This window comes from Desulfurivibrio alkaliphilus AHT 2, from assembly GCF_000092205.1.
GTDB classification, from domain to species: domain Bacteria; phylum Desulfobacterota; class Desulfobulbia; order Desulfobulbales; family Desulfurivibrionaceae; genus Desulfurivibrio; species Desulfurivibrio alkaliphilus.
The window spans coordinates 777,948-792,137 of record NC_014216.1 but is presented as its reverse complement, the minus strand read 5'-3'; the positions used below and the strand labels follow the sequence as shown (position 1 = coordinate 792,137).

The 14,190-nt window shown below is 61.1% G+C and carries 9 protein-coding genes; all 9 read right to left on the bottom strand.

Translation table 11 applies throughout. The features are described 5' to 3' along the window. Window positions 1-18 precede the first annotated feature (18 nt). Window positions 19-420, bottom strand: a complete 402-nt coding sequence (locus DAAHT2_RS03405) for a response regulator (RefSeq protein ID WP_013162900.1) — start codon at window positions 418-420, stop codon at window positions 19-21. Window positions 421-452: 32 nt separating this feature from the next. Further along, window positions 453-746, bottom strand: coding sequence for an Hpt domain-containing protein (locus tag DAAHT2_RS03400; RefSeq protein ID WP_013162899.1), 294 nt, complete (start codon window positions 744-746; stop codon window positions 453-455). 128 nt (window positions 747-874) lie between these two features. Beyond that, entirely contained in the window at window positions 875-3,187 is a 2,313-nt protein-coding gene (locus DAAHT2_RS03395; RefSeq protein ID WP_013162897.1) for a chemotaxis protein CheA, read from the bottom strand. 29 nt (window positions 3,188-3,216) lie between these two features. Next, window positions 3,217-4,272 (bottom strand): protein-glutamate methylesterase/protein-glutamine glutaminase, encoded by a 1,056-nt coding sequence (locus DAAHT2_RS03390; RefSeq protein ID WP_013162896.1) that lies wholly within the window; start codon window positions 4,270-4,272, stop codon window positions 3,217-3,219. Window positions 4,273-4,291: 19 nt separating this feature from the next. After that, the gene (locus DAAHT2_RS03385) at window positions 4,292-5,125 is read right to left on the bottom strand and encodes a CheR family methyltransferase (RefSeq protein WP_013162895.1); all 834 of its coding nucleotides are present in this window, start codon (window positions 5,123-5,125) and stop codon (window positions 4,292-4,294) included. After that, the gene (locus DAAHT2_RS03380; RefSeq protein WP_013162894.1) at window positions 5,126-7,369 is read right to left on the bottom strand and encodes a methyl-accepting chemotaxis protein; all 2,244 of its coding nucleotides are present in this window, start codon (window positions 7,367-7,369) and stop codon (window positions 5,126-5,128) included. It lies immediately after the preceding gene. A 29-nt stretch (window positions 7,370-7,398) separates the two neighbouring features. Then, the gene (locus DAAHT2_RS03375; protein ID WP_013162893.1) at window positions 7,399-9,534 is read right to left on the bottom strand and encodes a chemotaxis protein CheW; all 2,136 of its coding nucleotides are present in this window, start codon (window positions 9,532-9,534) and stop codon (window positions 7,399-7,401) included. Between the two features lie 69 nt (window positions 9,535-9,603). Beyond that, window positions 9,604-11,826 (bottom strand): methyl-accepting chemotaxis protein, encoded by a 2,223-nt coding sequence (locus DAAHT2_RS14210; RefSeq protein WP_013162892.1) that lies wholly within the window; start codon window positions 11,824-11,826, stop codon window positions 9,604-9,606. Window positions 11,827-12,018: 192 nt separating this feature from the next. Next, entirely contained in the window at window positions 12,019-14,142 is a 2,124-nt protein-coding gene (locus tag DAAHT2_RS03365) for a methyl-accepting chemotaxis protein (protein WP_013162891.1), read from the bottom strand. Window positions 14,143-14,190 lie beyond the last annotated feature (48 nt).

Genomic DNA, 14,190 nt, shown 5'->3' with positions numbered 1-14,190 from the left:
CGGCGGCCTCAGGCTGTTTTATTCCTGGATCATGTCCAGTTTACGCAACTGCTCCAACAGCTTCTCGCGCCGGATGGGCTTGACCAGGTAACCCTCGCAGGAACCCTTGACCAGGGCCGTCATGATGTTCTTGGCGTCCCCCAGGGCGGTGACCATCAGGATCCTGGCCATATCCGAGCCGCCGATGCCCAGCTCTTTCTCCCGCTGCCGAATACGGCGCAAAACCTCCTGGCCGTCCAGTTTCGGCATCATGATATCCAGGCAGATCAGATCGTAGGGTTGTCTGGTGGTAATGGCCCGCTCGTAGGCCGCCAGGGCCTCCTCACCGTCCACCGCCAGGTGGACGGTGCCATAGGGTGTCAGGATTTCCTGCAAAACCGTCCGACTGACAAAATCATCTTCCGCCACCAGTGTTCTCATCCTGTCTCTCCTTTTGATGTCTGCGGCACTGTTTAAACTTGATCCCGCCAGTCAGGATCGTTAAAAAAATCAATAATACGCTGCGTTTCACCTTCAAGGGTGACCAGCAGGGCCAAAGAACGGCTCATATCACCCGCCTCCCCCCGCAATTCCATTTCCCGGGCCAGCCTGAAGGCCCCCAAGGCGCCAAAGGTGGCCAGCGGACTTTTCAGGGCATGGGCCTGGCGGCTCATCTCCCGGGGGTTGTTGTCATCAATCGCTTGGCGCAATTGAGCCAGGCTTTGAGGCAGCGCCTCCCGGATATGCTCCGCCAGTTTATCAGCCATGACCATTCCTGCCACTGGCATTGGTTTTCAACGCACTGAGGTCAACCAAAACAGCCTCCGCAACCTTTTTCCGGTTCTTGACTTCCATCTTTCACCCCTCGCTTAACAGTACGTTTTACTCAAGGTTGTTAAAGTTCCGTCAGGCTGCCAACATCGAGAATCAGGCAAACCTCGCCGTTGCCCATTATGGTGCAGCCGGAAACACAGCTGGCCTGACCAATTCTGCCGATATATTCGGAAAGCCCCTTGATCACCGTCTGCTGCTGGCCGATAATTTCGTCAACCAGCAAACAGATACAGCGATCCTGATTTTCCAGCAGCACCAGAATACCCTGCCCCAGCTCCTCCACCGCCGCTTCGATCTGGTGCAGCTCATGGAGCCGGATCACCGGGTAAAAATTCTCCCGTACCCTCACCATCTCCAGGCCATCGGGGTTGACCGTGACGGCCTCGGGGGCCGGCCGGAAAGACTCCCGGATGGAGAGGGTGGGGATAATGTAGCGGCTGGTTCCGACCTGGACCATCATCCCGTCGAGGATGGCCATGGTCAGCGGAATCCGCAGGTTGATCACGGTGCCGCGGCCCGGCTGGCTGTCGATATCGATCTTACCCTTGATCTGGTTGAGGTTTTGCTTGACCACGTCCATCCCCACCCCCCGGCCGGAAACATCGGTGACCTGATCGGCGGTGGAAAAACCGGGTTGAAAGATCATTGCCGCCACTTCCTTGTCGCTGAGTTCGCTGCCATCGCCGTCGAGCAACCCCTTCTCGCGGGCCTTGGCAAGGATCTTATCCCGGTTGAGCCCCCGGCCGTCATCTTCCAGCCGGATCAACACCGCGCCCTCTTCGTGGCTGGCACTCAGGCGCAGGGTGCCGGTGGGCGGCTTCCCGGCGGCCTTGCGCTCTTCGCCATTTTCCAGGCCGTGGTCCATGGAGTTGCGGATCAGATGCACCAGCGGGTCGGTGACCTTTTCTATCACCGTCTTGTCCACCTCGGTTTCAGTACCGCCCAGCACCAGCTCGGCCTTCTTGCCGGACTTGCGAGAAAGGTCGTGTACCAGGCGGGTCATCCGGTTGAACAGCCCGGAAACCGGAATCATTCGGATGGCCATGGATACTTCCTGCAACTCTTTGACGATCTTGCCCATCTGCTGGGCCGTTTTGGCGAAGTTCTCCAGTTCCAGCCCTTCCAGGTCCGGGTTGTTGACCAGCATGTTCTCGGAGATGACCAATTCGCCGATGAGGTTGATCAGGGTATCGATTTTTTCCAGGTCCACCCGCAGGTCCTGCCTTTTCAGCGCCGGCGGCGGGGCGGCCGCCGGCCGTGGTGCCCCCGCCGCCTGCTGCTGGCTGGCCAGGGCCTGGTTAACATCCTCCGGCGTTACCGCACCCTTCTCCACCAGGATCTCGCCCAGCGGCCGAGCCTGGCTACTCAATGCCTCATCCAGTGTATCCTCGGTGATGCGACCCTGGGCCAAGAGAATTTCCCCCAGCTTGGGCGCCCTGGACCGCACCGGGTTGTCCCCCCAGCCGGTGGGGATCAGGTCGTTGAGCAGGTCAAGATAGAGATCAAGACCGTCGATTTTGCCTTGGCCCCCGGCGGCCAGGTCGGTCAGGGCCTCTTTCAGCACATCGCAGAGGTTGAGCAGGGCATCGGCGGGCTTGGCCCGGGCCTTGCCGGAGCCGGCCTTGACCACGTCCAGTACGGTTTCCATCCGGTGGCTTAGTCTTTCCAGATCGGCCAGCCCGACAAAGCCGCAGTTGCCCTTGAAGCTGTGCATCTTGCGGTAGAGTTCACCGATATCGGTGGCCTCTTCGCCCTTGTCGCTCCAGGCCAGAAAACCCTCTTCCAGGGCCTGGAGTTGCTCCCCGGCCTCCTGGACGAAGGCGGTAATCATCTCCGGGGTTACCTCGATTTCCAGCTCCGCCGCCGCTTCCGCCCCGCCGGCCGACCTGGGCGCGGCACCCGGACTCGAAGCCGGGGCCGCCGGCGCGGTCGCCGGGCTGTCGGCCGCCAGGGAATGTTTCAGGCTGCCGGTCAACTCGGCGGCCTTGGCGGCCATGCCCTCGTCGCTGTAGCCGGTCGCCACTTCGTCCAGGCAGCCCCGCATGAAATCGCAGGTGGCGCAGAGCAGGTCCACATGCCCGGCGTTCATGGCCATTTCACCCTTGCGGATTTTGTCCAGCAGGTTCTCAGCGGCATGGGCGGTGGTGGACATGTGGCTGAAATTCAAAAAACCGGCACTGCCCTTGATGGAATGAAAGAGCCGGAAAACCTCGTGCAGGATGGCCATATTTTCCTCTCCGGGGGTGAAGTCGCCGTCCCGGGTGAACTCCCCGAAGCCGACGATCACCGGCTCCAGATGATCCAGCAGATCGGTGCACTCCTGGATGAATTCCCGAATTATTTCCAGCTGATCGGCACTGATTTGACTTGCCATTTTTTTCTTTCTCCTCTTCTCAACCGCTTTTAAGTCAACAGCGACAGTGAAACTTCGGCGATCTGGTCCAAGGGCACCAGCCTTTCGGCCCCACCGTTGGCCAAAGCTTCCTTGGGCATGCCGAAGACCACCGAGGTCTTTTCGTCCTGGGCGATATTGCGGGCACCGGCCTGGCGCATGGCCAGCATTCCCGCCGCCCCGTCCCGGCCCATGCCGGTGAGCATCACCCCCACCGCGTTGCGCCCGACCTGCTCGGCCACCGAGTGCATCAGCACGTCCACCGAGGGGCAATGGCCGGAAACCTTTTCACCGGGGCGGCATTCCACCTGGTAAATGCCGCCTGAACGGAGCACCCGCATATGCTGCTCCCCCGGCGCGATCAGCACCCGCCCCGGCATTACCCGGTCACCGCTGGCCGCCTCCTTGACCTGCATGGGGCAGATCTCGTTGAGCCTTTCGGCAAACATCCTGGTAAAGCCGGCGGGCATGTGTTGCACCACCACCACCCCCGGGGTATTGGCCGGGTAGCGGCTGATCACCGCCTTGATCGCCTCGGTGCCACCGGTGGAAGCACCGATGGCGATGATCTTGTCGGTGGATTCGGCCAGGGCTTGGGGGGCACTGATGACCTTGCCGGCAAACAGGGCCGCCCGTTTTTCCTTATGGTGGCTGACGTTGGCCGAGGCGGCGATTTTAATCTTGGTCCGCAACTCCAGCATCATGGCGTTCAAGCCACGGGCCACGTCGGTGCTGGGCTTGGTGACGAAATCCACCGCCCCGGCCTCCAGGGCGTCCAGGGTGATCTGCTGGCCCCGCTTGGTCAGGGCGCTGACCATCACCACCGGCAAGGGGTACTGGGGCATCAGCCGCCGCAGAAACTCCACCCCGTCCATCCGGGGCATTTCCACATCCAGGGTCAGCACGTCGGGTTTGAGCTCAACGATCTTGTCCCGGGCCACGTAGGGGTCGGGGGCGCTGCCCACCACCTCCAGGGCCGGATCCAGGGCCAGGCCCTGGCTGAGAATGGTGCGGACCAGGGAGGAGTCATCCACCACCAGCACCCGGATTTTACGTTTGGGTTGCATCACTTACTTTTTCTCCCACTCACCGGCGCCGGTAAACGGCGGGCATCAGGTATTGAAAATCGCTCTGCTCCCGGCCCAGGGTTTCCGAGTGGCCGATAAAGAGGTAACCGCCGGGTTCCAGGCAGTGGTGAAAACGCCGCACCAGGGCCTGCCGGGTGGCGGTATCGAAGTAGATCATCACATTGCGGCAGAAGATCACCTGAAACCCCTTTTTGAAGCAGAACTGCCGGTTCATCAAGTTAAAGCGGCGGAAGGTCACCTCCCGGCGCAGGTTTTCCCTGGCCTGCCAACTGCCGTTGGGCTGCCGGTCAAAGTACTTGTTGCGCAGCAGCAGCGGCAGCCGGGACACCTGGTCATCCTCGTAGAGCCCCCGCCGGGCCTTGCACAAGGCCTGGTCGGAGATATCGGTGGCCAGCACCCCGGCCCGCCAGGCCGCATACTCTCCGCCCAACTGCTCCATCATCAGGATGTTTAGATAATAAGGCTCTTCACCGGAGGAGCAGCCGGCGCTCCAGATCCGCAAATCCTGCTCCCGGTTGGCGCGTTGTCTGTTGATCAGGGCCGGCAGCACCTCCTGGTGGAAAAAGTCGAAATGGGCCTGTTCCCGGTTGAAGTAGGTGTAGTTGGTGGATATCCGGTTGATCAGCTTGTCCAAAGCCGCACCGCTGGTATCGGCCACCAGGGCCTCATGGTACTCCTGGAAGGTCTGGTAACCTTCCGTCCGCAACAGTTTCTGCAGGCGGCCCACCACCAGAGAGCGCTTCTGCTCGGTGAGGTTGATCCCGAAGCGCTCGTAAACCAGGTTGCGGATCAGGCTGAACTCCCGGTCGCTGATGGTCAGCACTTGGTTCATTTAGTAGCGACCAAACTCATGGTCATCCAGGGCGATCACCTCGCTGGCTTTCTTACCCCGCCCGGCTTTCGGCTCCACGCTGTCCCAGCCTTTGAAACTTCCCTGATCGCCGGGTTCGGGCCGGTATTCGGGAGCCTCCGGCAAGGCCTGCCGGCGGCGGGAAGGCTGCCCCCCCTTGATGGTGAAAACACCCATCAGACCCCGCAGGTGGTTGGCCTGGCTGGAGAGTTCCTCGGCCGCCGCCGCGCCCTCTTCGGCGTTGGCGGTGTTGGTCTGGGTTACCTGGTCGATCTGGCTCAAACCCTCGTTGACCTGGGATATCCCCTGGGCCTGCTCGTTGCTGGCCGCCGCGATCTCGCCCACCAGGTCGGTGGCCTTGGTGATGACCCTGACGATCTTTTTGAGCGACTCGGAGGTCTGGGTGGCGATCTCGGTGCCGTTTTCGGTCTTGGCCACCGAACCTTCGATCAGTTCCGCCGTCTCCTTGGCCGCCTTGGCGCTGCGGGCCGCCAGGTTACGCACCTCTTCCGCCACCACCGCAAAACCCTTGCCGTGGCGGCCGGCCCGCGCCGCTTCCACCGCCGCGTTCAGGGCCAGCAGGTTGGTCTGGAAGGCGATCTCGTCGATTACCTTGATGATCTTGGAGATATTCTGCCCGGCCTCGTTGATCTCGGTCATGGCCGCCATCATCTTTTCCATCTGCTCGTTGCCGCTCTCGGCGGCCTGGCGGGCCTCACCGGCCAACTGGTTGGCCTGGGTGGAGTTTTCGGCGTTGAGCTTGGTCTGGGAGGCCATCTCGGTCATCGAGCTGGTGATCTCCTCCAGCGAAGCGGCCGATTCGGTGGCCCCCTGGGACAACGACTGGCTGGCGCTGGAAACCTGGTTGGCGCCGGCGGCGATCTGCTCGGTGGCGCTCAGGATTTCGCCCACGGTGCGGTTGAGATCGGCGTTGGTCTTGACCAGGGCGTTGCCGATTACATCCTGCTCGTCATGGGCCTGGGCCTCGAAGGTCAAATCGCCCTGGGCCAGTTTCTGCAAACCGGCCACCACCTGGTTTTGCAGGGTGTCGGCAAATTCATCCATGGTCTTGGCCATCACCCCGATCTCATCGGTGCGGGTCATGTGTAGGCGACTGTCCAGCCGCCCCTTGGCCATCTCCCGGATCATGGTGACGGTTTGCTGGATCGGATTGGTGATGGCCCGGGCCGTGAGAAAATTGATGGCCACGATCAGCAGCATGATCAGGCCGGCCACCAGCCCCAGAATTACCAGCACATTGCGAATACCGGCGGCCACCGCGCTGGTGTCCTGGGCCAGGACCATGATCCCGATCTGGTTGCCCTGGTAATCATTAACCGGGAAGGCCGCCAGCATCCGGGCATCGGCCTGGCGCATCACCATGCCCCGGGCCCCGGTTTGCAGCAGCTCCAGGTCGATCAGTTGCTCGACCCGACCGTCATCACTGCCGGAGACCAGCACGTAACGGTTGTCCACCAGGGGATATTGTTGCGCATCCCGCAACCGGCCGGCCACACTGAGCAGATCGGCATTCATATAGAGCAGCAGTTGCTGACCGGCGCCCACCGCGGCCTGAAAAAGCTGGTCGAAGTCGGCCAGCATCTCCACCGAACCAAGCTGCCGGCCACCGGGGGAGCGGATGGGGGCCACCCCACGGATCACAAAACCGCCCTGGCCCACCTCGATACCCTGCACCGGCCGACCGCTCCGGTTGACCTCCATCACCGTGGGGCGAAAAGTTGAGATATCATCGGAAATATCCACCCAGGTACCGTTGCGCTGGACCTGGCGCTCCCGCCACAAACGGACCAGGCTGCGACCGCTGGGCAGATGAAAATGCAACTGCATGGGCTCCCCGACAATGGCGTCATATCCCGCCACCGCCTCGCCCAACTCCCGCCGCAGCAATTCGCGGGCCTGTTGGGCATGAGGGTCGTCCTCGGCGTTGATGTCGCCCTGGTGGGCCAGTTCGTAGGCCTCCAGTACCTCCGGCAGCCGGGTAAAGACCGCCGCCTTTTCCAGGGCATCGGCGGCGGCCCGGTCGATGGCCCGGTCGATTTCCTCCTGCTTATCGCTGACCACATTGGCAATGAAACCACTGCTCAACCGGCCCAGTTCCCGCTGCACCAAAGGCATGGCCAGCAGGGCCGAAATCAGCACCGCCACCAGCAGGGGCAGCATCATTTTCTGCTTCAGACTAAGATTGAATTTGCTGGGCTTACTCATAACGTTACTCCCTGGCTGTTTTGGCCTGCTTATTCCCGCTCACCGGCTACTTCCTTGATGCTCTCCAACTGCTCGTCGTAAAGCAGTTTTTCCACGTTGAGCAAAATCTTGACCTCCTTGCCGATCTTGCCCATGCCCTGCAAAAATGGGCTGCTTTTGCCCCGGCGGGACTCGGGGGGCGGCTCCACCTGATCTTCGGGGATATCCACCACTTCCTGGACCTGATCCACCACCAGGCCGATGGCGGTACCCTCAATATCGACCACGATGATGCAGGTGCGCTCGTCGTATTCCCTTTCCGGCAGCTTGAAACGGAGCCTTACGTCCATCACCGGGATCACCTTGCCCCGCAGGTTGATGATCCCCATCAGGAAGTGGGGCATATCCGGCACCTTGGTGATTTTCTGGATACCGATGATTTCGGTGACAAAGCGGATCTCCAGGCCGTAATCCTCGCCGTGGAGATGAAAGGTAAGATACTTGTCCTTCTGGGTATCCTCGTCGTCTTCATCCCACTCATCCTCGTCGTCGAGGGGGCGGGAGGACTCTTTTTCGGCCTTTTTCGCGGTCGCTTTCTTGGGTCCGCTAGATTGGGCAGGCTGGGCGCCTTCGGCTGGTAGGGCGGCCGGTTCCGGCTCCGGTTGCAACTCCGGCTCCGGCTTGTTTTCACCGGCAGCCGCCGGGGCCGGGGTTTGCGGATGGTTCGGGGTTGCCTGTTCGGCGACGGCCCCGGTGAAGGTCGGCGGCTGATGACTCCGGCCGGCGGCCTCCGGGCAGGCCTCGTCGGCAAAGCGGTGGTCAACAAAGTTCTCCAGGTCGACCGGGCGGCCGATTCCCATCTCCCGGCGCATGTAATCCTGGATGATGGCCAGCTCTTCGGGGCGGGGGTACAGATCGTCGTAGACAATACCGCCGGGATCGGCCAGCACCTTGGCCAGCAGTTCCGGTTTGAGGCCCAAGGTGCCCAGGGGGTCGAGGAAGCGCACGGCGACCTGGGCCGCCTGGTCGAGATCGGCGGGAATCGCTCGGCCGGCCCGGACCATCATCTGGGTGAACTCCCGAACCGCCTCCGGGTGCTGCTCGATGATCTCATCGCGGAAGACCACCACGCAGCAGGGGTGGTGGTCCCACAACTCGCTGGAGAGAAACTGTTTTTCGGCAATACCGGCGGCAATGGCCCGGGAGCCGATGGGTTCGGCCACCAGAAAACCGGCCGCTTCGTCGTTGTCGCGCAGCACTTCCGGCATGGTCACCGGCGGCACCACCTCCAGCAAAACATCGATCCCAGGCTCGTTGGCCACCCCGGCCTTGAGCCCCAACTGCTTGAAGTAATGATGGGCCAGCAGGTTGTGGATCGACATCTTGTGGGGCAGGTAAAAACTTTTACGACGGAAAAAATCGGCCTCGGCGATCTCGCCGCTCTCACTTCCCTCCGCCCGGCGCTTGCGGACACAGATGCTGCCGTTGCGATGGGCCAGCAGTACCAGCTTGATGGGCACCCGGTGATTGAACATATCCATGGCCGCCGGAGCCAGGATCAGGGCGCCGTCCACCCGCCCCTTCTCAAGCTCGGCCTGCAAAGGGTTCCAGCCCCCCTGGCAACAGGTTTCCAGGGCAAAATGGATCGGGGTTTCCTCCCCCTTGGCAATCCGCTCCTTCAATACCCCCAAGGCCAAATGATCGGTGATCTGGATATGGGCCAGGCGCAGCAGCAGGCGACCATCCTCGGTGAGCTGAGGACCCTGGTTCTCCGCCACCAACGAGGGCTGCTCCGGCGGAGCCCAACCCATCACCTTGGCGATGGCCACCTTCAGTTCTTCGGCGGTGAAGGGCTTGGGCAGCACCCCGTTGGCCCCGGCGGCCATGATCTCGTCGATATACTCCCGGTCACCGTGGCTGGTGGCCACCAAGATGGGCAGGTTTTTGAATTGCTCTTGCCCGCGCAGCCACTGCACCAGTTGCAGGCCGTCCATGTTGGGCATGGACCAGTCGCTGATCACCAGATCCACCTGGTCCCCGGCGGTCAACCGATCAACGGCCTCCTGGCCGTCATTGACCTGGATCACCTCGGGGTAACCGGCCTCGGCCAGGATCTTGACCTCCATCTTGCGCATGGCCCGAGCATCTTCGGCCAGCAGAATTCGCAGTTTGCTTGCTACGGTCATGGTGCCTTCCCTGTGTTGAATTTGCCGGGGTGCCGGAGCTTGCGGCACCCCGTGATCGCTATCCCGCCGCTAATAGCGGCCGAACTCCCGGTCATCCAGGGCGATAACTTCGCTGGGCTTGGTTTTGCGTCCGGCTTTGGGCTCCAGGCTGTCCCAGCCCTTGAAGCTTGTCTGGCCGCCACCGCTGGGCCGAGGTTCGGGGGCTTCCGGCAGGGCTCGTTGCTGCCGGCGGGAGACACTGCCGCCCTTGACGGTGAAGGTGGCCATCAGGCCGCGGAGATGATCGGCCTGGCTGGAAAGTTCTTCGGCCGCCGCCGCGCCTTCCTCGGCGTTGGCGGTGTTGGTCTGGGTCACCTGGTCGATCTGGCTCAAGCCTTCGTTGACCTGGGCAATGCCCTGGGCCTGCTCGTTGCTGGCGGCGGCGATCTCGCCCACCAGGTCGGTGGCCTTGGTGATGGCCGTTACGATCTCTTTAAGCGACTCGGCGGTCCGGGTGGCGATCTCGGTGCCGTTTTCGGTCTTGGCCACCGAACCTTCGATCAGTTCCGCCGTCTCCTTGGCCGCCTTGGCGCTGCGGGCCGCCAGGTTACGCACCTCTTCCGCCACCACCGCAAAACCCTTGCCGTGGCGGCCGGCCCGCGCCGCTTCCACCGCCGCATTCAAGGCCAGCAGGTTGGTCTGGAAGGCGATCTCGTCGATTACCTTGATGATCTTGGAGATCTTCTGCCCGGCCTCGTTGATCTCGGCCATGGCCGCCATCATCTTCTCCATCTGCTCGTTGCCGCTCTCGGCGGCCTGGCGGGCCTCCCCGGCCAACTGATTGGCCTGAGTAGAGTTTTCGGCGTTGAGCTTGGTCTGGGAGGCCATCTCGGTCATTGAGCTGGTAATCTCCTCCAGCGAGGCCGCCGATTCGGTGGCCCCTTGAGACAGCGACTGGCTGGAGCTTGAAACCTGGCCCGAACCGGCGGCGATCTGCTCGGTGGCGGCCAGGATTTCGCCGACGATCCGGTTGAGATCATTGTTGGTCTTGACCAGGGCGTTACCAATTACATCCTGCTCGTCATGGGGTTTGCCCTCGAAGGTCAGGTCCCCCCGGGACAGCTTCTGCAGGCCGGCCACCACCCCGTTTTGCAGGTTATCGGCGAATTCATCCATGGTCTTGGCCATCTGGCCGATCTCATCCTTGCTGTCCATGTTCAAGCGGTTGTTTAGCCGGCCTTTGCCCATTTCATTGAGCATGGCAACCACCCGCCCGATGGGCTGGGTAATAGCACGGGTCAGCAAAAAGCCCAGAAATAAGGCCAGGATGGTACCTATTGCCATACCGATAATGGCCACGCTCCGCACCTGGACACCATCACTGGCAGCTAGGGCCACCGCCTCGCTGGCGATCTCATGGTTGATTGCGACCAAACGTTCGAGAACATCCATGGCCTCCTGCGCCTCTTGATACATGGGCCCCAATACCATCTCCGTCATCTGATCCCGCATGGCATTGGCCTCCCCGGCCAAGGCAATCAACTGATTGAAGGAATCAAACACCCCCCTGGCAGCTGGCTGCATGACCTCGTTATATGTTCTCTGGGCCCGAGCCTGGTTACCGGCCTGCATGGCCTCACGAATTTGGGCCACCGCCAGGTGAAAACGATCATGGTTGCCCCGCATCTGGGTGAGCATACTGCGAATGTCCCGGTTGTTGGTGGAAAAGGTGGCCAGCCAGCGCCCGAAATTACATGCGGTGGGATCTTCGCCCCCGCTGAACTCCTGATTGTTAAGCAACAGGCCAGCTACGTTCACTTCAAGGGCGTAATGATCACCGCGAAAACGCTGCAAATTGGCCACTAAGTCACCAGGGTCAAGAATCTCAATATCCTGGAAAGTTTGATTAAGCTGACTCCACTGCTGATCCAGCCGTCGCAATTCAGCCAGTTCCCGCTCAAACTCGCTGCTAAGCCGCTCCTCCTCGATGGTGGCCGGCAGTGTCATATAATGCGCCCAGGTTTGATCCAGCATTTGCCAGTAGTCATTGAGTTGACTCAGGTAACGTTGCCTTTGCTCCATGCTGAGCATTTCGGTCATCAAGGTCCGGTGGACCTGTATGATCTCTTCCATGATAATTTCAACCTCCAGCAGACTTTTAATGCTGGGGAGGTTAACTTCACCGATTTCGTGAAGATGGCTGTTCAACTGATTGGCTCCCCGCAAACCGAAGAGGCCGACCACGACGATAATGGCGGCCACCAAAGTGAAGCCGCCCAACATCTTGGCACCTAATTTGAAACTTTTCAGCATGGTTCCGTCTCCTTTTTTTCTAGTCCTTGTTCCCCGTAACCATAACCTATTTATATCGGCTCAAGAGCTTCATCATAAAGCGGGTGTTGCCCATGCTGAAATGATAGCATCAACGAGGGCCAAGCAAGCAGTTTTTTTCAACAAAAACTTATGCCTGGGCGCCACTTTTGGGTGGCACCCAGGCATGTTTATTTAATAACGACCGAACTCGCGGTCATCCAGCGCGATCACTTCGCTGGGCTGGGTTTTGCGACCATTGGTGTCCTCAGCTTGGTCCCAGCCTTTGAATTCCTGATGCGCAGATTTATGCTGGGCCGGGGCTGCGGGCAGGGCCTTCTGGCGCCGGGATTGTGTCATTTGTGAACCACCTTTAACCGTAAAGGTGGCCATCAGACCCCGCAGATGATCAGCCTGGCTGGAGAGCTCCTCGGCCGCCGCCGCACCCTCTTCGGCGTTGGCGGTGTTGGTTTGGGTTACCTGGTCGATCTGGCTCAAGCCCTGGTTGACCTGGGAGATCCCCTGGGCCTGCTCGTTGCTGGCAGCGGCAATCTCGCCCACCAGGTCGGTGGCCTTGGTGATGGCCGTTACGATCTCCTTGAGCGACTCGGCGGTCTGGGCGGCGATCTCGGTACCGTTTGCCGTTTTGGCCACCGAGCCTTCGATCAGTTCCGCGGTTTCCTTGGCCGCCTTGGCGCTGCGGGCCGCCAGGTTACGCACTTCCTCTGCCACCACCGCGAAACCCTTACCGTGGCGGCCGGCCCGGGCCGCTTCCACCGCCGCGTTCAAGGCCAGCAGGTTGGTCTGGAAGGCGATCTCGTCGATCACCTTGATGATCTTGGAGATGTTCTGCCCAGCTTGGTTGATCTCGGCCATGGCTTCCATCATCTTCTCCATTTGCTCGTTGCCGCTCTCGGCCACCTGACGGGCCTCACCCGCCAAATGGTTGGCCTGGGTGGAGTTCTCGGCGTTGAGCTTGGTCTGGGAGGCCATCTCGGTCATCGAGCTGGTGATCTGCTCCAGCGAGGCGGCCGATTCGGTGGCCCCCTGGGACAGCGACTGGCTGGAACCGGCGACCTGGCTCGAGTTGGAGGCGATCTGTTCGGTGGCGGCATTGATCTCGCCCACGATCCGGTTAAGATCGCGGTTGGTCTTGAGCAGAGCGTTGCCGATCATATCCTGGTCGTCATAAGGCTTGATCTCGAAGGTCAGGTCACCTTGGGCCAGCTTCTGCAATGAACCAACCAACTGGTGCTGGAGGGTGTCGGCAAACTCATCCATGGCCGTAGCCATCTGCCCGATTTCATCACCCCGCTCCATTTTAAGCCGGCTGTCCAGCCGGCCCCGGCCCATTTCTTTGATCATCTGCACCGTCCGACCGATGGGGCCGGTAATGGAGCGGACCACCAGCAGGGTGACCACCAGCACGGCCAGGCCGAGAACAATGATCACCGCCAGCAGCCGGAAGAGGTGGTCGCCAACCATGGTGGTGAAGGCGGCGACATCCCGGTAAACGCCGATTACCGCCAGGACGTTGCCGGTATAATCGGTCAGGGGAAAAAGCGCATAGGCCAGATCACCCTCCCGTTCCACCTGGCTCAGACCCTCGCGGGCCTGGTCGAAGAGGGCGGCGGTGGGCTGGATGGGCGCCCGGCCCGATTGCAGTTGAAAGGTGTTGTTTTCCGGGGTGAAGACGGCCAGGGTGGTGTCCACCAGTCCCTGCTCGATTTCACTGAGTAATTCGGGGGTAAAGGGAATATTGACCTCCATGACGCCGGTTACCCGCCGGTCGGCAAACACCGGCACCCAACCGCGCATCCCCAGGCCGTAGCTGGTGGTGCGGAAGCCGGCAATGGCTTCACCGCTGCGGGCCGCCTCCAGGATCGGGCCGAAGGTGACCTCCCGGCCGCCGGGATTATCCGGATCGTGGGAACGGGCAAAGGCCCGCAACCGGTCACCCGGCGCCTGGCGCATGTAGTGCAGCACCGTCACGCCGTAACGCTGGTTTATTTCGTTGTAGATCGGCTCCATCAGGGACAGGGCCTCTTCACGTTCGCCGCGCACTCCGGCCTCAATGATCTCCGGCAACACGGCCGCCGTGGCCGCAATGGCCTGCGCCCGTTCCGCCTGTTGTGTGAGCAATCCTTCCACCGTGACGGCCGAGGCTTGGATATCCTGCTCCACCGTGGAGCCAAGCAGGATCAGTTGCGAGGCCGACACCATCATGGCGGTAATCAGGACCATGGCTACCAGGGTCAGGCCGATGCCGGCCAGCAATTTGGTACCCAGCTTCATATTGACAACCATACGCTTGAACATGACGACCACTCCTTTTTGAAGTTTTTTTCCTGCCACCAAATTTCTTTA